The organism is Microbulbifer variabilis (genome assembly GCF_020524905.1).
In the GTDB taxonomy this organism is placed as follows: domain Bacteria; phylum Pseudomonadota; class Gammaproteobacteria; order Pseudomonadales; family Cellvibrionaceae; genus Microbulbifer; species Microbulbifer variabilis_A.
In genome coordinates, this window is record NZ_JAIVKI010000009.1 from 125,990 (window position 1) to 144,682 (window position 18,693).

General features: G+C 55.0%; 16 protein-coding genes. 14 read left to right on the plus strand and 2 right to left on the minus strand.

Features of this window, described 5'->3' with window-relative positions:
• Window positions 1–49: 49 nt before the first annotated feature.
• Genes LC073_RS12100 through ycjG form a run of 4 tightly spaced genes read left to right on the plus strand, consistent with a single transcriptional unit; the run spans window position 50 to window position 3,402 of the window.
• Complete coding sequence (locus tag LC073_RS12100) at window positions 50–748, plus strand: sigma-E factor negative regulatory protein (RefSeq protein WP_226647385.1); 699 nt, start codon at window positions 50–52, stop codon at window positions 746–748.
• Between the two features lies 1 nt (window position 749).
• Complete coding sequence (locus LC073_RS12105; protein ID WP_226647386.1) at window positions 750–1,952, plus strand: MucB/RseB C-terminal domain-containing protein; 1,203 nt, start codon at window positions 750–752, stop codon at window positions 1,950–1,952.
• A gap of 5 nt (window positions 1,953–1,957) precedes the next feature.
• Window positions 1,958–2,407: a SoxR reducing system RseC family protein gene (locus LC073_RS12110; RefSeq protein ID WP_226647388.1), complete on the plus strand. Its 450-nt coding sequence runs from the start codon at window positions 1,958–1,960 to the stop codon at window positions 2,405–2,407.
• A gap of 47 nt (window positions 2,408–2,454) precedes the next feature.
• Complete coding sequence (gene ycjG / locus LC073_RS12115; RefSeq protein WP_226647390.1) at window positions 2,455–3,402, plus strand: L-Ala-D/L-Glu epimerase; 948 nt, start codon at window positions 2,455–2,457, stop codon at window positions 3,400–3,402.
• Here ycjG and mpaA read toward each other — a convergent pair.
• On the minus strand, window positions 3,390–4,094 hold the full coding sequence (mpaA, locus tag LC073_RS12120; protein ID WP_226647392.1) for a murein tripeptide amidase MpaA: 705 nt from the start codon (window positions 4,092–4,094) through the stop codon (window positions 3,390–3,392). The two genes, ycjG and mpaA, sit on opposite strands and share 13 nt — an antisense overlap.
• Window positions 4,095–4,269: 175 nt before the next feature.
• Between mpaA and LC073_RS12125 the strand changes: the two genes are divergently transcribed.
• From LC073_RS12125 to acpS, 8 genes are all read left to right on the plus strand, one after another.
• Window positions 4,270–5,667, plus strand: coding sequence for a Do family serine endopeptidase (locus tag LC073_RS12125; protein ID WP_226647395.1), 1,398 nt, complete (start codon window positions 4,270–4,272; stop codon window positions 5,665–5,667).
• 133 nt (window positions 5,668–5,800) lie between these two features.
• Window positions 5,801–7,606: a translation elongation factor 4 gene (gene lepA / locus LC073_RS12130; protein ID WP_226647397.1), complete on the plus strand. Its 1,806-nt coding sequence runs from the start codon at window positions 5,801–5,803 to the stop codon at window positions 7,604–7,606.
• A 45-nt stretch (window positions 7,607–7,651) separates the two neighbouring features.
• Window positions 7,652–8,419: a signal peptidase I gene (gene lepB / locus LC073_RS12135; RefSeq protein ID WP_226647399.1), complete on the plus strand. Its 768-nt coding sequence runs from the start codon at window positions 7,652–7,654 to the stop codon at window positions 8,417–8,419.
• Window positions 8,420–8,467: 48 nt separating this feature from the next.
• The gene (locus LC073_RS12140) at window positions 8,468–8,908 is read left to right on the plus strand and encodes a DUF4845 domain-containing protein (RefSeq protein ID WP_226647401.1); all 441 of its coding nucleotides are present in this window, start codon (window positions 8,468–8,470) and stop codon (window positions 8,906–8,908) included.
• Window positions 8,901–9,581: a ribonuclease III gene (gene rnc, locus LC073_RS12145; RefSeq protein WP_226647402.1), complete on the plus strand. Its 681-nt coding sequence runs from the start codon at window positions 8,901–8,903 to the stop codon at window positions 9,579–9,581. The genes LC073_RS12140 and rnc overlap by 8 nt, the downstream gene beginning before the upstream one ends.
• Window positions 9,582–9,696: 115 nt before the next feature.
• Window positions 9,697–10,596 (plus strand): GTPase Era, encoded by a 900-nt coding sequence (era, locus tag LC073_RS12150; protein WP_226647404.1) that lies wholly within the window; start codon window positions 9,697–9,699, stop codon window positions 10,594–10,596.
• A gap of 23 nt (window positions 10,597–10,619) precedes the next feature.
• Window positions 10,620–11,369 (plus strand): DNA repair protein RecO, encoded by a 750-nt coding sequence (recO, locus tag LC073_RS12155; protein ID WP_226647406.1) that lies wholly within the window; start codon window positions 10,620–10,622, stop codon window positions 11,367–11,369.
• Window positions 11,366–11,755, plus strand: a complete 390-nt coding sequence (acpS, locus tag LC073_RS12160; RefSeq protein WP_226647409.1) for a holo-ACP synthase — start codon at window positions 11,366–11,368, stop codon at window positions 11,753–11,755. The genes recO and acpS overlap by 4 nt, the downstream gene beginning before the upstream one ends.
• Window positions 11,756–11,790: 35 nt before the next feature.
• Here the strand turns inward: acpS and LC073_RS12165 are convergent, their stop codons facing one another.
• Window positions 11,791–14,622, minus strand: a complete 2,832-nt coding sequence (locus tag LC073_RS12165) for a response regulator (RefSeq protein ID WP_226647411.1) — start codon at window positions 14,620–14,622, stop codon at window positions 11,791–11,793.
• Between the two features lie 224 nt (window positions 14,623–14,846).
• Here LC073_RS12165 and cysM point away from each other — a divergent pair, with 224 nt between their 5' ends.
• Window positions 14,847–15,737 (plus strand): cysteine synthase CysM, encoded by an 891-nt coding sequence (cysM, locus tag LC073_RS12170; protein WP_226647413.1) that lies wholly within the window; start codon window positions 14,847–14,849, stop codon window positions 15,735–15,737.
• 703 nt (window positions 15,738–16,440) lie between these two features.
• On the plus strand, window positions 16,441–18,687 hold the full coding sequence (relA, locus tag LC073_RS12175) for a GTP diphosphokinase (RefSeq protein WP_226647414.1): 2,247 nt from the start codon (window positions 16,441–16,443) through the stop codon (window positions 18,685–18,687).
• Window positions 18,688–18,693: the final 6 nt, after the last annotated feature.

Sequence of the window (18,693 nt, forward strand, 5' to 3'; positions counted from 1 at the left end):
TGGTGCGTGTGGGCACCGAATAAATGATTGCACAAGAGGGTTAACCCCTATGTCCCACGGGAATCATCAGGAACGTCTCAACGAGTCGCTCTCGGCGCTTATGGATGGCGAAGTCAGCGAGTTGGAGCTGCAACGGCTGTTAAAAGCCTCTGCGGCTTCCGAAGAGTTGGGTGAGCGCTGGTCACGCTACCAACTGGCGGCGAGCTTAATGCGCCGTGAACAGGTCGCCCCTGTCAACAGCGGCCTCGCTGCGAGCATTTCTGCGGCGATAGATCTCGAAGAGCCCCTGTCTCAATCGGGGAGTGGTGGTGTCGTGGCAGCCAATGGGTTGATCAACAGTCGTTGGTGGCGTCCGCTTTCACGCGGTGCGGTAGCGGCCACTGTGGCATTTGCTGCAATCCTGGGGGTTCAACAGATTACCGATACGCAGCAGAATCCAGTGCTGGGCAGTGATCTCGTAGCGGAAGTCGAACGCCCGGCGCAGCCGGTGGTGCAGTCTGCCCCACAGCCTTCCGGATTTTATGTTCCGGCGCCATCCACTCGCTCAGTGAGTACTGCTAGTCCGAGCTTTGTGCCAGAGCAGCGGGGTGTGATCGGTCAACAGGTGATTCAGCAGGTGCCTACACCGGAGCTGATGCGCCATCTGAACCGCGTCATGATCCAGCACTCCGAGCAGGCCGCACATGTCGGCAGCCAGGGTATGGTGCCTTTCGCTCGCGCGACTTACGGCGAACAAGTTGGAATGTAGTGTGACGAAAGCTGTTTTCAGGGGGAGCCTTATCCGTATCGGAATTCTTAGGGCCGGCAGCGTGCTGCTGGCCTCCTCTCTGCTGACGCCGCTGGCGTTTGCGCAGGAGTCCGCCAACACTGTTAACACTATCCCCTCCAGTGCGCCAAGTACCGTGAACCTCGATATGGCCAGTGCCCAGGCGGCGACTGCCGCAGTGGCTGCCTCTACTGTTGAGGTGGCAGATGAGGTGGCCGATCCGGCCGCTGAGCAGGATAACCAATCCCCGACGAATGCCGATCCTGAGGTTGTCGACCCCACCGTGCTCTCTTCTGAGGCCCTGGCTAGCCCGGGTGCGGTGTCTGTAGCCGTGGCCGGCAATGAGGTAGAGCAGTGGCTGGCCAAGCTAGCCAAGGCGGTTGCCGAGCTGGAATACAGCGGTTTGGTCACCTTTGAGCACGCCGGTATGCTTGAAACTCTGCGGGTGGTACATGCGGTGCGCGATGGCGAACAGGTGGAGCGTGTGCGTTACCTGAGCGGTGAGCCGCGGGAATTAATCAGCCACGGTAGCGGTAGCAACTGTGAATATGGCGTGTCGCCCAGTGCTCGGGCCACTTTGTGGAATGCAGTCGGGCAACAGCAGGTGCAGCGCGCTTATCAATTTATTTTGCGAGGTGAAGAGCGCATCGCCGACCGCGATGCGGTGGTGATAGAAGCCAGGCCTCGGGATCGCTATCGGCTCGGTTTGGTGATTAGTTTGGATCGGAATACCGGTCTGCCCCTGAAGACCATGTTGGTGAGCACCCAGGGCCGTGTGTTGGAACGCTATCAGTTTGTTCAGTTAGACCTGTCGCCCGTTGAGGATGGTGCCTTGGAGGCTGTTTCCAGCAACGCGCGGCGAGTTGATAATCGCGCCAGTTGCGAATCTGCCCAGAGCCGTTGGCAGGTGCGTTGGCTGCCTGAAGGTTTCAAAGTGGTATCGGTAAAACCCCTCGCCGATGGGGATATGATGGTCTTCAGCGATGGGTTGGGTGTGTTTACCGTATTTGTGCAGCGCTTGGGGCCTGAGCTCAAGGACTTCAAAGGCCGGGCTATGCGCGGCGCTACCGTGGCCTACATGGACCGAATGGAAGTCAAAGGCGTGGCATATACCATCACCGTAGTGGGGGAAATCCCCGACGCCACGGCGCGCAGAGTAGCCAGCTCTATTGACGAAAAAGGCTGAGAGCCATGCTTGAAGAGCGTGGCCGTATTGTAGCCATAGAGTCCGATGCTGTCTGGGTTGAAACTATCCAGCGGAGTGCCTGTAATGGCTGCGAGGCCAAATCCGGCTGCGGCACAGGCCTCCTCGGCGACTTCTTCTCCTCCTCCACACGAGTGAAGGCAGTCCTTAACGGCTATCCGGCCGAAAGCATCTCCCTAAATGATACTGCGGTAATCGGTATCTCCGAGAATGCTCTTACCAGCAGCACCCTGCTGGTTTATTTATTGCCCCTGGTTTCCCTGGTGCTTGTTGCCTTGTTGGGAGACTATTTTTTTGCTGAGGCCGGCGCCGTGACTGGCGCCATATTAGGTCTATTGGGCGGCGCTCTTGGAGTGCGTTGGTACAGTCGCCGCCAAGTCTCCAACCCCACCTACACCCCAGTACTCTTGCGTATCGAGCACAACAGCGGGCACTGATAACAGAACCTAAACTGATAACTCCAAGGTTCGATTGGAGTCTTTCCATGTTGGCCCGCTGCTATATCGAGCGCTGGCCCCTGCGCACGGCCTTTGTCATTTCCCGTGGAGCCCGCACTGAGGCAGAAGTCGTCGTGGTGGAGGTCAAGCTGGAAGGCCGCGTGGGTATAGGAGAGTGCACTCCTTACGCCCGCTATGGTGAGACCCCCGAATCGGTTGTGCAACAGCTCGAACCCCTACTATCCGAGCTGGCTGCCGGTTTGAGGCGGAACGCTCTAGCATCGCGTTTACCCGCCGGCGCCGCGCGCAATGCCCTGGATTGCGCTCTCGCAGACTGGGAGGCGAAGTTCAAAGATGAACCTTTTGCCGGCCCCGATTCCCTGCCCACTGTACAGACTTTGGTGATCGACAGCCCGGAAGCTATGGCCCTGGCTGCGGCTGAGGCTGTGTCCCAGGGGGTGGAAGTGCTAAAGCTCAAGCTGGACGATCACCTGGTCTTTGAGCGGGTGGCAGCTGTGCGTGCCGCCGCACCCAAAGCCCAGTTGGTGATTGATGCCAACGAGGCCTGGAGCAGCGCCAACCTGATTGAGCGCTGCCAGCAGCTTGCGGATTTGGGGGTTGCCATGCTGGAACAGCCGCTGCCTGCAGGTGACGATGAATTTCTCGCCACTTTTACCCATCCTCTACCCATCTGTGCCGATGAAAGCTGCCACACTCGCGCCGATTTGCCGCGCCTGAGGGGGCGCTATGAAATGGTCAATATCAAGCTCGATAAGACAGGGGGCATTCGCGAGGCAGAGGCCCTGGCGAAGGAGGCGTCAGCACGGGGGTTTGAGCTGATGCTCGGCTGTATGTTGTGTACTTCGCGGGCAATCCGCGCAGCCTGGTCCCTGGGACCAAAGGCGCGCTACCTGGACCTGGATGGCCCCACTTGGCTGGCGAGGGATGCCGAGCCACCGCTACGTTTTACTGCCGGCAGAGTTTATTGGTCGTAAGTGAGTAAATCTATCAGAATACTTAGGTACTCTTCACTGGCCGCATCTGCGGAGATGGGGGGGAATTCCACTGTAATGCAGGGCAGGTCACGTTCAGCGCACCAGGTTCCGAAAGAGCCTGGCGTTTGATAGCCTATTTGTTCGACTAGTGGCAACTGCATGCCCTCGGCCAGCCAGGCTCCCAGTTCGGTATTATCCGGGTCTTCCACACAGCCCAGGGGTTCGTGGATGGATACAGTCCAGGGGGGCGCCAGTGTGGCAATCAACTGGCACAGTGCGGATGTCTCTCTTTCTGAAGCGGGGCCGTCGCCAGTGCTTAATTGGACGTCGCGGGCATCCGCTGCGCTGTTCCAACGGTATACATTGCCGCGGCCATCCCAGTTCTTTGTGGCAAAGTTGCGATTCAGGTCCACACCGTTTGCATTGCAGCGGGTACCCAGCTGGCAGCCATCGGGGTTTACCGCCAGTATCACATGATGTTTGAGGTTGCCGGCTGCCAGTGAGCGCAACGCGCAAGAGAGTGCCACCACTGCGGCGACCTCATCGCCGTGTGTGCCGGCCATTACCAGGCCCGGTTTTTGGCCGGATTGAGCGGGGAAATAAAAAAGTGGCGCGCCCAGGGCACTGTGTCCATACAGCTCTCTGGGAAGGTGAAATTGGCCTCGCTGTGGGCGTGGGCGCAGTTTAGACATCGCTGGCCTTTACACAGATTTACATAAGGCAGGAGAACTTTTGTGGCTGTGTAGCCACTAAATCGTTACTGATTGTCCCCAAAGGGGCCGGAGCTAGTTCGCCATGGCAAGCCCTGGAAGGGATTCAAATTCCAATGGTTTCATATTAGAAGGGAACACTAGGGGTAACAAACCTATGGTTAATCGCTGTACACAATATCTCTTGGTACTCTGTCTTTTGGTTTCCGGTGCCGCCAGTGCGCGCGGACTGCCAGAGCTTACCGAATTGATCGAGGAAAACTCTCCTGCGGTGGTCAAGATCAACACCGTGGATCGCAGCCGTATGGCCCGCGGCGATAACAATGCGCCGCAATACCAGCAGGAGATTCCCGACATTTTCCGTCATCTACTCGAGCCGCGCCGGCAACAGCGCCCGGTAGCCAGCATGGGGTCCGGTTTCATCATCTCCAAAGATGGCTATATCGTGACCAACAACCATGTGGTTGATGGGGCTGACGAGGTGACGGTTACCTTAACGGATCGTCGTGAATTCGAGGCCAAAGTCATAGGCACCGATGAGCGCTCGGATCTCGCTTTGCTCAAGATCGAGGCCAATGACCTGTCGGCAGTGCACTGGGGGGACTCCGAGGAGTTGAAAGTGGGTGAATGGGTCGTCGCAATTGGCTCCCCATTTGGCCTCGACTACTCGGCGAGCGCCGGTATCGTGAGTGCCATGGGGCGCAGTATCCCCAATGAGAGCCGCGAGAACTATGTGCCGTTCATTCAGACTGATGTGGCTATCAACCCAGGTAACTCCGGTGGGCCGCTATTCAACCTCGATGGCGAAGTAGTGGGCATCAACTCCCAAATCTATACCCGCAGCGGTGGTTCTATCGGCCTGTCGTTCGCTATTCCTGCGAGCCTGGCCCAGGATGTGGTGGCCCAGTTGAAGGAGAAAGGTCGTGTGGATCGCGGCTGGCTCGGCGTTGGGATTCGCAATGTGGACCGAGATATGGCCGAAGCTATGGGGCTCGGCAAGCCCTCCGGTGCGCTGGTGGAGCAAGTGAGCCCAGGTACCCCTGCCGCTGAGGCCGGTATCAAACCCGGTGACATTATCACTCGTTTCGATGGCCGCAAGATTGGTGTGCACGGAGATCTGCCCCATGTAGTTGGCCAGGTTCGCCCCGGTACCGAGGTGCCCGTAGAACTGATGCGCAAGGGTAAGACCGAAAAGCTGCAAGTGATTGTCGGTTCCCTGCCGGGAGCTGATGAGGAGCGCAGCCAGGCTTCCGCAATACCGACCTCAAAAATGGGTGGCCCCCTGGGTGTTGTCGTAGAGGAAATTCCCGATGGTATGAAGCAGCGCTGGAATGTGGATACCGGTGTACTGGTACGCCAGGTTATTCCCGGCAAGCCCGGCGCCAAGGCGGGCTTGCGCAGCGGCGATATTATTGCCCAGCTGGGCTTTGAGGAAGTAACCGATATGAGCGACTATGAAACCGTGGTCGATGATCTTCCCAAAGATGAACTGTTGCCAATCCGGTTCTTCCGCGCCGGCCAGTCAACTTTCCGCACAATTAAGATCGAAAGTTAAGTACAAGAGGCGAATGGTGGCCCAATGGGTCACCTGCCTCTCACCTCTGCTCAGGAGTTCTGTTAGACTTGCGCCACACAGCTGGCAGCTCCGCCAGCTAATCATTTGATTTTTCAAGGGTTTTTATTCCGCAGTGGCCACAGATCTCTCACATATCCGCAATTTTTCCATTATTGCCCATATCGACCACGGGAAATCTACCCTGGCGGACCGTTTTATTCAGGACTGCGGCGGGCTCTCGGACCGTGAAATGGAAGCGCAGGTACTCGACAGCATGGAGCTGGAGCGCGAGCGCGGTATTACCATCAAGGCGCAGAGTGTAACGCTCGACTACAAAGCGCGAGACGGCAAGACCTACCAGCTGAACTTTATTGATACCCCCGGACACGTAGACTTTTCCTACGAAGTATCCCGCTCGCTGGCGGCCTGTGAAGGGGCGTTGCTGGTCGTGGATGCTGCCCAGGGCGTTGAGGCCCAGTCGGTAGCCAACTGCTACACGGCAATCGAGCAGGGTCTGGAAGTTATCCCCGTACTGAACAAAATGGACCTGCCCCAGGCGGACCCGGATAAGGTCGCTGAGGAAATTGAGGAAATTATCGGTATCGATGCCGCCGATGCGACCCGCTGCAGTGCCAAATCCGGCCTGGGGGTGGAAGATGTATTGGAAGACTTGGTGCGTTTGGTTCCTCCGCCGCAAGGTGATGTCGATGCGCCGTTACAGGCCCTGATTATTGATTCCTGGTTTGATAGTTACCTGGGTGTTGTGTCCCTGGTGCGCGTGGTGCAGGGCACCCTGAAAACCAAAGACAAGATTGTCACCAAGTCGATCGGCCGCCCCCATGTGGTGGACAGCATTGGTATTTTTACTCCCAAGCGCAAAGAAACTGGCGTACTGCGCGCCGGTGAGGTGGGCTTCGTGGTGGCTGGCATCAAGGACATCCATGGTGCGCCGGTGGGCGATACGTTGACTCACGCCAAAGGTGCGGATGATATCGATATGCTGCCGGGCTTCCAGAAGGTTAAGCCTCAGGTATACGCGGGTCTGTTCCCGGTCAGCTCTGATGACTATGAAGCCTTCCGTGATGCGCTGGAAAAGCTGTCGCTGAATGACGCCTCCCTGTTCTATGAGCCTGAGACGTCCGATGCTCTGGGTTTTGGTTTCCGCTGCGGCTTCCTCGGCATGCTGCATATGGAGATTATTCAGGAGCGTTTAGAGCGCGAATACGACCTCGACCTGATCACCACAGCGCCCACCGTGGTGTACCAGGTTGAACAGACCGATGGCGAAGTGGTAATGGTGGATAACCCATCACGCTTGCCAGATGTGGGTAATATCGCGGAGATGCGCGAGCCTATTGCCGAAGTCAATATTCTGGTGCCGCAGGAATATCTGGGTAACGTGATTACTCTCTGTGTGGACAAGCGCGGTATCCAGAAAGATATGCAGTACGTGGGTTCACAGGTATCCCTGCGCTATGAGCTGCCGATGAGTGAAGTGGTAATGGACTTCTTCGACCGCCTCAAATCGGTGAGCCGCGGTTTTGCCTCTCTAGATTACAGTTTTGTGCGCTTCGAGGCGGCAAAACTGGTGCGTCTGGATATCCTCATTAACGGGGATCGCGTCGATGCCTTGGCGCTGATCGTGCATCGAGAAAATGCCCAGCAGAAGGGCCGTGGCATGGCGGAAAAAATGAAAGAGTTGATTCCCCGGCAGATGTTCGATGTGGCGATTCAGGCTGCTATCGGTGGTCAGGTGGTGGCCCGTACAACCGTGAAGGCGCTGCGCAAAAATGTGACCGCAAAATGTTATGGTGGCGATGTCACCCGTAAGAAAAAACTGCTGGAAAAGCAGAAAGCGGGTAAACGCCGTATGAAGCAGCTCGGCCGAGTGGAGGTGCCGCAAGAGGCCTTCCTGGCAGTGCTGAAGGTGGATCAATAGCGGATTGGACCCGCTATTGATATCAAAGGAAAATAGAGACACATAATGGATATTAATTTACCTCTGATTCTGCTCTGGTTGGTTGTTATCAGTGGCGGTATCTGGCTGGTGGACAGCCTGTTTTTTGCCCGTCGCCGCAAAAAGGAAGGCGGGGGCAAGCAGGAAGATCCGGTTGTTGTAGAATACGCAAAGTCGTTCTTCCCGATCCTGGCCATCGTTTTTATACTGCGCTCCTTTATTGTTGAGCCCTTTCAGATTCCTTCAGGCTCTATGATCCCGACCCTTCAGGTCGGTGATTTTATTTTGGTCAATAAGTATGAGTACGGCCTGCGCCTGCCGGTAACCCGCAAGAAAGTGGTGGATATCGGCGAGCCTCAGCGCGGCGATGTGATGGTCTTTTTCCCGCCGCACATGAACGATACCTACTTTATCAAGCGGGTAATCGGCCTGCCTGGCGATAAGATCGAGTTGAAGAACAACGTACTCTATGTCAATGGCGAGTTAGCTCCGCAGGAGCTGATCCAGGCGATACCACCAGTGAATCCGCAACAGGAGATACTGTGGGAAAACCTTTATGGCAAACGTCATTTGATGCAAAAAAATGTCCGTTTCAGTCAGTACGGTAACTTTAGTGGCATAGTCCCTGAAGGCCATTACTTTATGATGGGCGACAACCGAGATAACAGCCTCGACAGCCGTGCCTGGGGCTTTGTTCCTGAGCGCGATGTAGTGGGCAAAGCCTTTGCCATTTGGATGCATTGGGACCATTTGCTCAGTTTGCCCAGCTTTAAACGTGTAGGCTCTATCCAATAAAGAGAACGGCTGGCGCTGCGCCGGCGATATGGATTGAGGGCATAAATAATGAATAGTGTTATCAGAGCTTCACTGAAGCGCCAACGCGGCATGAGTTATTGGGGCTGGTTAATAGTTATAGCGGTGCTGGGCTTTGCCCTCACCTGCGTTTCTAAAATGGCTCCCGCCTACGTGGATGCGCGCTATGTGAGTGAAGCTCTGAAAACCCTGGGAGAAAATCCAGAGCTGGAAACTATGTCGACGGGCCAGATCAAGAAAGAGCTGGGTCGTTTCTTTCTGATCAACAATGTGCGCGGGGAGCCCACTAAAGCACTGCAAGTGGTGCGGGGCGCAAAGAGTACAGTGGTCAGTATCAATTACGAGTTGCGCCAGCCATTGATTTATAACGTGGATGTCGTAATGAAATTTAACAAACAGCTCGATACGGCCAAGCCCGAGCTTTGTTGTGATCCTTTGATAGATCTGGAGCAATTCCGCAAACGTGACTGACCTTTTACTGGAGCGCCTCTGTCAGCGCCTTGGCCATAAGTTTGAACAAAGCACACTGCTGGAGTTGGCGCTCACGCACCGCTCCCACGGCAGTCGTAATAATGAACGTCTGGAATTTCTCGGTGATTCCATCCTCGGTTTTACCATTGGTGCCGCACTCTACGAGCAATTTCCCCAGGGACGCGAGGGCCAATTGAGTCGTTTGCGCGCGCAATTGGTCAGTGGTGAAACCCTGGCCAAGCTGGCACGCGAGTTGGATATTGGTGACTGCTTGCGCCTGGGAGAGGGCGAGATGAAAAGCGGTGGATTTCGCCGCGCCTCGATTCTGGCCGACGCGGTAGAGGCCCTGATCGGTGCAATCTACCTTGATGCCGGCCTGGAGGCCGCACGCGCCAGGGTACTGGAATGGTTTGCTCCGCGGCTGCAAGAGCTGTCACTGGAGACGGTGAAAGATCCCAAGACCCGTTTGCAGGAATGGTTGCAGGCTCGCAAGAAACCGCTGCCGGAGTATTCGGTTGTGGATGTTTCCGGTGCTGAGCATGCCCAGCACTTTATCGTAGAATGCCGAGTTAGCGGTCTGACGCAGCCGGTGCGCGGTGAGGCTAATAGTCGTCGCGCTGCGGAAAAAACTGCTGCGGTGGAGGCATACAGGCGCCTCACTGGCCAGGACTAACCTTACAATATGAGCGCGGGCGGCTCACCGCCCGGTTCGGACAGATAGCCCCTGTACACGGGGGCGAGCTGGGCCCGGTCTTTCCGGGTGCTTCCAACCCTTTCGGAGAAACTTCTTGAGCGAACAACCCTCTCGCTGCGGCTATGTCGCGATTGTCGGTCGCCCCAATGTGGGAAAATCCACACTGCTTAACCATTTGCTGGGCCAGAAATTGGCGATTACCTCGCGCAAACCCCAGACAACCCGCCATAATATGCTCGGTATTAAAACCGAGGGGCCCAATCAGATTATTTTTGTGGATACCCCCGGACTGCACTCGGATCAGGAGAAGGCCATTAACCGCTATATGAACCGTGCTGCCTCCAGTGCGGCGCGGGATGTAGACGTGGTCGTATTTGTGGTGGAGCGTACCCGCTGGAGCGAGGGGGATCAGTTGGTGGCCGATAAGCTACGCGGCCTCAAGTGTCCGCTGATTATCGCCGTCAATAAGGTGGATCAGCTGGAGGATAAGAATGACCTGTTACCTCAGCTGCAGGCCCTGGCTGAGCAGAACCCCAATGCTGAGATTGTGCCGATTTCGGCACTGCGCAATGTTAACCTCGATACCCTGGAACAGGTGATCCTCAAGCATCTACCAGAAGGGCAACACTTCTTCCCGGAGGACCAGGTTACCGATCGCAGTTCGCGTTTCCTCGCCGCAGAGATTGTGCGTGAAAAAATCATGCGTCAGCTGGGTGCTGAAGTGCCCTACCAAGTCACGGTTGAGGTTGAAGAGTTCAAGCAGGAAGGCAAGATTCTGCATATCAGCGCGGCGATCCTGGTAGAGAGATCGGGGCAAAAACGTATCATCATCGGCAACAAGGGTGAGCGTATCAAGCAGATTGGCAGTCAGGCCCGTGAGGATATGGAGCGTCTGTTCGATAGCAAGATAATGCTGAATTTGTGGGTCAAGGTTAAGTCTGGCTGGTCTGATGACGAGCGTGCCCTGCGCAGTCTCGGATATCGCGACGATTAAGCCTCTTCACTTAACCGCTCACCATGAAGACTCCACCGCCGGCACAGCCGGCGTATATCCTCCATTCCCGCCCCTATCGCGACTCCAGCCTGATTCTAGAGTTGTTCACCCCGGACTACGGCCGGATCGGCTGCGTAGCCCGCGGCGCGCGAAGGGATAAGCAGCGGCGCCAACAGGCGCTGCAGCCATTCACCCCTCTGCTGGTTACTCTGCTCGGTGGAGGGTCTCTGAAAACCCTCGGACCGGTGGAAAATGCCGGTGTACCGCTCTGGCTTAAGGGGCGGGCAGTGTATGGCGGGCTCTATGCCAATGAGCTTATGGTGCGCCTGCTGCCGGAAGGAGAGGCGCACTATGGCCTGTTTGCCACCTATCAGCGCTTACTGCTAGAGCTGTCCGGCCTGAGGGGCATGGACAGTGTTGAGTTGGAGGGGCCGCTGCGCAGTTTCGAATTACAACTACTTACGGAGTTGGGCAGTTGCCCGTCGTTGGATTACTGTGCAGAGAGCCAGGGTGTTGTGAGTGAGGCCGGTAGCTACCGGCTGGAATTGGAGTTGGGCTTTGTGCCGGTGCACAGGCAGAGTGCTGCGGCTCTGCGTGAGAGGGAATTTTATGGTGCAGAGCTGCTGGGCATGCTGCGGGCTCTGGAGTCGGGCAAATGGCCGGTGGAGGTACTGGGTCCGGCAAAGCGTTTGACCCGTATATTGTTGCGCACATTATTAGGAGAAAAGCCCTTGCAGAGCCGGGAGTTATTCAAGCAGGTTTACGGGAAATGATCGTTAGTATCGGTACCGACATTTGTAGTTACAGCCGTATCGAGTCAGTTTGGCGCCGCCATGGTGATCGTTTCGTGGAGCGCATATTGAGCGATGGCGAGCGCTGTGACTTTACCGACTTGGCCGAGGCCAATCGAGCAGCCTATCTGTGTAAGCGCTTTGCCGCAAAAGAAGCGGTGGGCAAGGCCTTGGGGACCGGTATTGGTGAAGGGGTTTCCTGGCAGGATATTGAAGTGCGTCGGCGCCTGGGGGCGGCTCCGCAAGTACTACTGCGGGGTGAGGCGCAAAGACGCGCCGAGGCGATGGGGGCAGAAGTGATACATCTCTCTCTCTCAGACGAAAAAGATACGGCCTTGGCATTCGTGATTTTTGAAGCTCGTAGTTAGACCGGAGCAATACCCCGGCCGGTAGCTGTTGAGGGCTAGGCAACTTCCAGCCCAAATAGCGCGTCCAAATCTTGTTCAGAGGCCCATTCCCGCAGGGCGCGAATCTCTCTTAGTACCCTATCCAGTTTGCGCCGGTCGAATTCGGGGTTCTTCCTGTTCTGCTGGGTGCGCAGTTCCTCTTGCAATACACAGGTGGCTTCGCGCAGACGCGACACGCCACAATAACAGCAGCCGCCGTGCATTCGGTGGCTCAATTCAAACATACCTTTGATGTCGCCGAGGCTATGCAGGCGTTCCAGTTCCCGCTCATCGGTCATCAGCCCACCAATAAGCATCTGCAGCATATCCCTGGCCAGCTTTGCATCGCCATTGGCCAAGTTTAAGCTCTCACCGATATCGACCAGGCGCATGTGGTTTGGATTCAGTTTTTCCACTACCTGGGGCGTGATGATCTTGAGCCAGCGTTTGATCATATGGGATAGCTGGGCTTCACTTACCGGTTTACTCAGGTAATCGTCCAGCCCGGCAGACAACAAGCGTGCCTTTTCTTCAGCACCTACATGGGCGGTGAGTGCGATAATGGGGGTACGGCGGCCGGTCTCCCGCTCACGAATACAGCGGGTCACTTCAATACCGTCCATACCGGGCATCTGGATATCCATAAAGACCAGATCGAAGGCGCTTTGCTGCCAGTGCAGCAGGGCTTCTTCACCGCTTGCGGCGATCACCACTTCCACCCCCTGGGCGCGCAGTAACTCGCCGACCAGGCGTCTGTTGGCGGCGTGATCGTCTACGGCCAGAACCCGCGGCGGTGCGGGCCAGGGCAGAGCGGGGACGGCACCATTGTTGGGGCGGGGCTGGCTCTGTTTGGGTACGGCTCGTTTTAGGGCGCGCAGCAGGTTCTCGCGGGTTACCGGCTTACCGAGGAACGTCAGGGTGCGGGTGCGGAGTTGCTCGTAGCAGCGGCGCAGCTCCGCCGGGGCACCGAGTACAATCACCCGGCACTGGTAAGCATCGACCAGGGATTGCACCTTGACGCTGAAATTATCGAAATCCCCCTTGGCAATGGCTGTATCGATAATCACCGCATCCGGCAGTGCATCGTGTCGCCACATTTGTTCGATAGCCGGCTGTAAGGTATCAGTATCAGCGAGCTCAACGGGTTCTACCTGCCACTGCTTGAGCAGTTGTGCAACCTGGGAGCGGGTCAACTGATTGGGATCGGCAATCAATATACGGCAGTTGGGGAAAAGTACTCGAGGCGGGATGCCACGATTACGTTCCGGTACCAGGGTTAGTTCTACCCAGCAGGTACTGCCACCGTTGGCAGCTACTTCCATGCCGGTGCAGCCGCGCATACGTTCGACGAGGCTGCGGGCGATGGAGATGCCGAGTCCGTTGGCGCTGATCTGCTGTGAGTGCTGTGGTGACTTGGCGTTGAGGATTTGTTCCAGCTCGCGTCGGCCAGGCTCATCAATGCGGTTGCCAAGGTCGGTCACGCTGATCCGCAATACCAGCTCAGAGTCTTTATTACTCTGTACAGTGAGGCGTACTGGGATATTGCCGTTCTCTGAGCTGCGCACGGCATTGCCGAGCAGGTTGGTAAATATTTGCTTGGTGCGCAGTGGATCTCCCACCAGGGTTGTCGGAAGCTGTGGATCGATCAGTGGTACCAGCTCCAGGTGGTGCTCATAGGCATAGGGGGCGAGGATTTGTAGGGTTTCCTCAAGTAGCTGCCCCAAGTCCATGGGGATATGGTCGAGCACCAGATTACCGGATTCGATACGGGAAAAATCCAGGATATCGTTTATGGTGGTCAGTAGGTTTTCCGAGGAGCGCAGAATGGTTTGCAGGTAGTCCTGCTGCAGTTCATCGATTTCGGTTTTTAGTAGCAGGTTGGTAAATCCGATGATGCCGTTCAGTGGAGTGCGAATTTCATGGCTGGTATTGGCCAGAAAGGTCGACTTGATACGGCTCGCCTCTTGGGCTCTTTTGCGGGCCAGGTCCAGCTCAATATTCTGTTCTTCCATGCTGTCGAGAGACTGGCGCAGGTCGTCCATGCTCTGCAACATATTCGACTTATAGTCCCGCTGGTAATTGGATAGGCTCTCTCCCATCTCATTGATCTGGTTGGCCAATTGCGCCAGTTCCCGGTTCTCTATTTCATGGGTACGGCGATCGAATTCACCACGGCCCATAGCCTGCAGTACCTGACCCATTCGCACCAGGCTGTGGGCAAAACGCTCAGATAAAATCACCGACCATGCCAACGCCGCCAGGGTGCAGATAATCAGGCCTACCAAGCCAACGAGTAATACTTGATAGGTGCCCACAAGAAAATAGGGCCGGTGCAATTCAATACTGATCCAGCAGGTGGTGATATCCCCTTTTAATGGCTGTAAAACCTGCAGAGTCTCATCATCTTCAAAAATAAAGGCTTCGCGCTTGTTGAGTTGATTACTGGTAATTGGAGTGCGTGGTCGCGGGCCTACACTTGCCAAAAGGCCCAGTCCGGTGGTGATATCCAGCGGACGTTTTTTGTTCGCTTCGGTGGAATAAATATGTACCGAACGCACCATATCCTTTTCCAGCATTAGCGCTAGCAGGCTTTTGCGTAACCACTCCATGCGAAGCTCAGAAGGGTGGCCGCCACTCATCTCGATCAATTCGGCTAATTGCTCGGCACTCGCACGCCCGTGACTGAGTAAGAGCTGGCGACGATCGTGCATTTGTTGAAGCGTAAACACGAGGGCCAGCGTCATAGCCAGGATCAGTGCTGGCGCAACCGTGAAGCGAAACATGGTTGAACGCAGTGAGCGCAGCTCGGAAGGTGCCGGTATGGAGGGATCAGTATTATTAAGGGCCATGGCAGCTAGAGGGTCTTGTGCGATTATTTTTTCCCCATTTTACCTATATGCAAGAGGGGGCGCACTCTTATACAGGCTTTGTGGGTAAATGTTTTCCACTTTGTCACTTACAGAAGCTATGTAATAACTCGACTACATAGTCCACCCAAATAGACGGTATTTAGCCTGTTAGTGTGCTTCGGGTACACTGTGCGGCCGCAATATTTGTCTGGATTCAAGGTACTATGGATTACCCAACGATTGCTGACTGTGTAGGCAATACGCCCCTGATCAAGCTGCAACGCCTGCCCGGTGATACCAGCAATACGATTTTGCTCAAGCTGGAAGGCAATAATCCTGCTGGCTCGGTAAAGGATCGCCCGGCCCTTTCTATGATCAACCGCGCAGAGGCGAGAGGACAAATTAAGCCTGGGGATACGCTAATAGAAGCCACTAGCGGCAATACGGGTATCGCGCTGGCGATGGTGGCAGCTATCAAGGGCTACCGAATGATCCTGATTATGCCGGATAGTGCTACTGCGGAGCGCAAGGCTTCTATGACTGCCTACGGGGCCGAGCTCATTTTGGTCAGTGCGGAGGAGGGTATGGAGGGAGCTCGGGATCTGGCTCTTAATATGCAGGCCGAAGGCAAGGGCCTTGTTCTCAATCAGTTCGCCAATACGGATAACCCTCTGGCCCATTACGAGGGCACTGGCCCCGAAATCTGGCAGCAGACCAGAGGAGAGATTACGCACTTTGTCTCCTCAATGGGGACCACAGGTACCATTATGGGTTGTGGTCGCTTTCTGAAGGAGCAAAAGCCAGAAATCCAGATTGTTGGCCTGCAGCCAACCGATGGTTCAAGTATTCCCGGCATTCGCCGATGGCCTAAGGCTTATTTGCCGAAAATTTTTATCCCAGAGGAAGTTGATCTCGTTATCGATATGGATCAGGGGGAAGCGGAAGAGATGACTCGCAGATTAGCGCGGGAAGAAGGCATTTTCTGTGGCGTTTCTTCTGGAGGTGCGGTTGCCGGCGCTCTGCGTCTCTCAAGTCAAGTGGAGAATGCCACGATAGTGGCAATTATTTGCGATCGCGGTGATCGTTATTTGTCTTCTGGACTTTTCAATCAGTAAGTCCGATTTTTTTACAAAGATTCATCGGGTGCACAGAAATTTCTGCTGCACCCGAAAGTTACGGGTGAATCTTTAAATATTCACTATTTTGTCTGCTTAAGTTTAATGTTTTCACTTGCCCGCTATCGAAATTCTTCATTCTTATTTTTCCCTTAACGCTTCTTATCTTGTAAATTGCTTTTATTCTCTAGGTTGCTAATTCATAGATCACATCATTAATATCAAAGACCATTAATTGGTTGATGGCAGTAGATAAGGGCTTAGAATTTTATTGAATAATCAATTAATGTTCTGTCCTGTGGCAGAAACGCCGTAATAAAAGCTGATTTTTACTTGGTGGGGCGTCAGTTCTCATACTGAGGTGTTTATAAAAAAGCTTCCCTGAAAAATCCATTCAGCCCGACAAACTTTCCTTTGGTCGCATTTTTCATGGTGATGATTTCTTCTTTTCAAAAGAGTTTGACCAGTTGGTGTTATGGCTTACAGTTCCCTGGCTTAAACGCTGTCCACTGCTGTGAGGTATCGCTGAATTTTGCGCAGCTTATTGAAAGCATAAAGAAAATCGTGGACTTTAGTGTGTCCAAACCTATGATAGAAGCGCCCCTAATGAGGGAAGGCATTCTTTTTGCTTGGTTTTGCCGCAGTGCAAGCCGGCGAAGGGTGCTTATAAGCTAACTAATTCCTGTTTCGGCCCGGTTAAGACATGGTTCAAGTCAGAAAACATCATTCCTTTGGAGGTGAAAGAGAGCACGACCTGGAAGCCTGGTTGCGCCATGTGCAGAAGCTGGCCGGGTTGGACGGTGCTGCCATTGTGACACTGCGCCGTGCAGCAGAAGTGAGTGCCGAGGCGGAGCAGCGAGCTATTGCCGCGGAAAATATCTGGGCCGAGGGTGCCAGTAGTTTTGCCACTGGCCTCGAAATGGCTGAGATATTGGCTGATCTGCAAATCGATTCTGAGGCGCTGGTGGCTGCGGTGCTCTACCGGGCAGTTCGGGAGAAGCGGCTGCCGCTAAAAAGTGTGGAGGAAGAGTTTGGCCCGACTGTGGCTAAGCTTATTCGCGGTGTACTGCGTATGGCAGCGATTCGCAGCCGCAGTGCCGATACTGGAGAGGAAAGCAAAAGCGGCGCGGTAGAGGAGCACTCGGAAAATATTCGCCGCATGCTAGTGGCGCTTGTCGACGATGTCCGGGTTGCTCTGATCAAGCTCGCCGAGCGAACCTGTGCTATTCGTGCGGCCAAAAATGCTGAGCCTGCAAAACGCCAGCGGGTAGCCCGCGAAGTGGCCGATGTCTATGCGCCGTTAGCACATCGCCTTGGTATTGGGCACATTAAGTGGGAGCTGGAGGATCTGTCCTTCCGCTACCTGGAGCCTGAAGACTACAAACAGATCGCGCGCTTGCTGGATGAAAAGCGGCTGGCGCGGCAAAAATATATTGATGAGGTGCTGGAGCTTCTACGCACCGAACTGGCGCGGGCTGATATTGAGGGCGATGTCTATGGCCGGGCAAAGCATATCTACAGTATCTGGCGTAAGATGCGCCGCAAAAACATCGGCTTTTCCCAGGTTTACGACATACGCGCTGTACGCATACTCGTGCCCACGGTACGGGATTGTTATGCGGTGTTGGGGATAGTTCATAACCTCTGGCGCAATATTCCCAACGAGTTTGATGACTATATTGCTTCTCCCAAAGAGAATGGTTACCGCTCATTGCACACGGCGGTGATTGGCCCCGAGCGCAAGGTACTGGAAGTGCAAATCCGCACTTTTGCCATGCATGAGGAAGCTGAATACGGGGTCTGTGCACATTGGCGCTATAAAGGTACCGACCTGAAAACAGAGAGCCAGGATAGCTATGAGCAGAAGATTTCCTGGCTGCGACAAGTGCTCGACTGGCATGAGGAGGTGGGGGGCAACCCCTTACAGGAGGACCTGCAGGCTGGAGAGGGCGATTCCCGCATTTATGTGTTCACTCCCGATGGCCATGTGGTCGACCTGCCCCGCGGTGCCACCCCACTGGATTTTGCCTACAAAATTCACACAGAGATCGGCCATCGTTGCCGCGGTGCCAAGGTCGATGGGCGCATTGTGCCGCTAAACCACGAACTGGAAACTGCCAACCAGGTGGAAATTCTTACCGGCAAACGCGAAGCACCCAGTCGTGATTGGTTGTCGTCCGGTATGGGCTATATCACCACCTCGCGAGCGCGAGCCAAAATCATCCATTGGTTCAAGCAGCAGGCCCGCGATCAAAATATTGCCGACGGGCGCAGTATTCTCGATGGTGAATTCAAGCAATTGGCCCTTATTGACTTTAATTTTGAGAAGCTCGCTGCCAAGCTGAATATGCACTCGCTTGACGATCTCTATGCGGCGGTGGGAGCTGGAGATATCGGTGTCGGTCAGGTATTGAATACCGCCCAGCGTATGGTGAAAGTCGATGATGTTGAGCGGGTTCCCTCACTAACTACACCGGTGGCGACAGGAGCGGGCAAAGCGGATGTTTATATCGAAGGGGTCGGCAATTTACTGACACATATTGCGGGCTGTTGTAACCCTGTACCCGGCGATGAAATTATGGGTTACATCACTCTAGGGCGCGGGGTATCGATACATCGTAAGGACTGCACGAATATGTTGCGCATGCAGGCAGAGGAATCCGAGCGGGTCTTGGAGGTCAATTGGGCGGCAAAACCGAGGGAGCTCTATGCGGTGGAAATCGTTATTGAGGCCTACGACCGCCTGGGGCTGTTGCGCGATGTCACCGCCATGCTCGACAGTCAGAAAATCAATATAACGGCGATGCAAACGCACACCAATAAGCATAAGCACACGGTTGAGATGGTGCTTACCGCTGAGATCCACAATTTTGAAGAGCTGAGTTACGTATTGCACCGCATTAATCGCCTACCTAATGTGGCATCGGCGAAGCGGCGCATGCTGCGCTGAGGGGGA

What these genes read in the sequence shown, in the direction of transcription:
- acpS (WP_226647409.1), top strand. Translation starts at nt 11,366, where the DNA reads ATGATCGTTAGTATCGGTACCGACATTTGTAGTTACAGCCGTATCGAG.
- lepB (WP_226647399.1), top strand. Translation starts at nt 7,652, where the DNA reads ATGGATATTAATTTACCTCTGATTCTGCTCTGGTTGGTTGTTATCAGT.
- LC073_RS12100 (WP_226647385.1), top strand. Translation starts at nt 50, where the DNA reads ATGTCCCACGGGAATCATCAGGAACGTCTCAACGAGTCGCTCTCGGCG.
- LC073_RS12165 (WP_226647411.1), bottom strand. Translation starts at nt 14,622, where the DNA reads ATGGCCCTTAATAATACTGATCCCTCCATACCGGCACCTTCCGAGCTG.
- recO (WP_226647406.1), top strand. Translation starts at nt 10,620, where the DNA reads ATGAAGACTCCACCGCCGGCACAGCCGGCGTATATCCTCCATTCCCGC.
- LC073_RS12125 (WP_226647395.1), top strand. Translation starts at nt 4,270, where the DNA reads ATGGTTAATCGCTGTACACAATATCTCTTGGTACTCTGTCTTTTGGTT.
- mpaA (WP_226647392.1), bottom strand. Translation starts at nt 4,094, where the DNA reads ATGTCTAAACTGCGCCCACGCCCACAGCGAGGCCAATTTCACCTTCCC.
- LC073_RS12110 (WP_226647388.1), top strand. Translation starts at nt 1,958, where the DNA reads ATGCTTGAAGAGCGTGGCCGTATTGTAGCCATAGAGTCCGATGCTGTC.
- LC073_RS12140 (WP_226647401.1), top strand. Translation starts at nt 8,468, where the DNA reads ATGAATAGTGTTATCAGAGCTTCACTGAAGCGCCAACGCGGCATGAGT.
- ycjG (WP_226647390.1), top strand. Translation starts at nt 2,455, where the DNA reads ATGTTGGCCCGCTGCTATATCGAGCGCTGGCCCCTGCGCACGGCCTTT.
- cysM (WP_226647413.1), top strand. Translation starts at nt 14,847, where the DNA reads ATGGATTACCCAACGATTGCTGACTGTGTAGGCAATACGCCCCTGATC.
- relA (WP_226647414.1), top strand. Translation starts at nt 16,441, where the DNA reads ATGGTTCAAGTCAGAAAACATCATTCCTTTGGAGGTGAAAGAGAGCAC.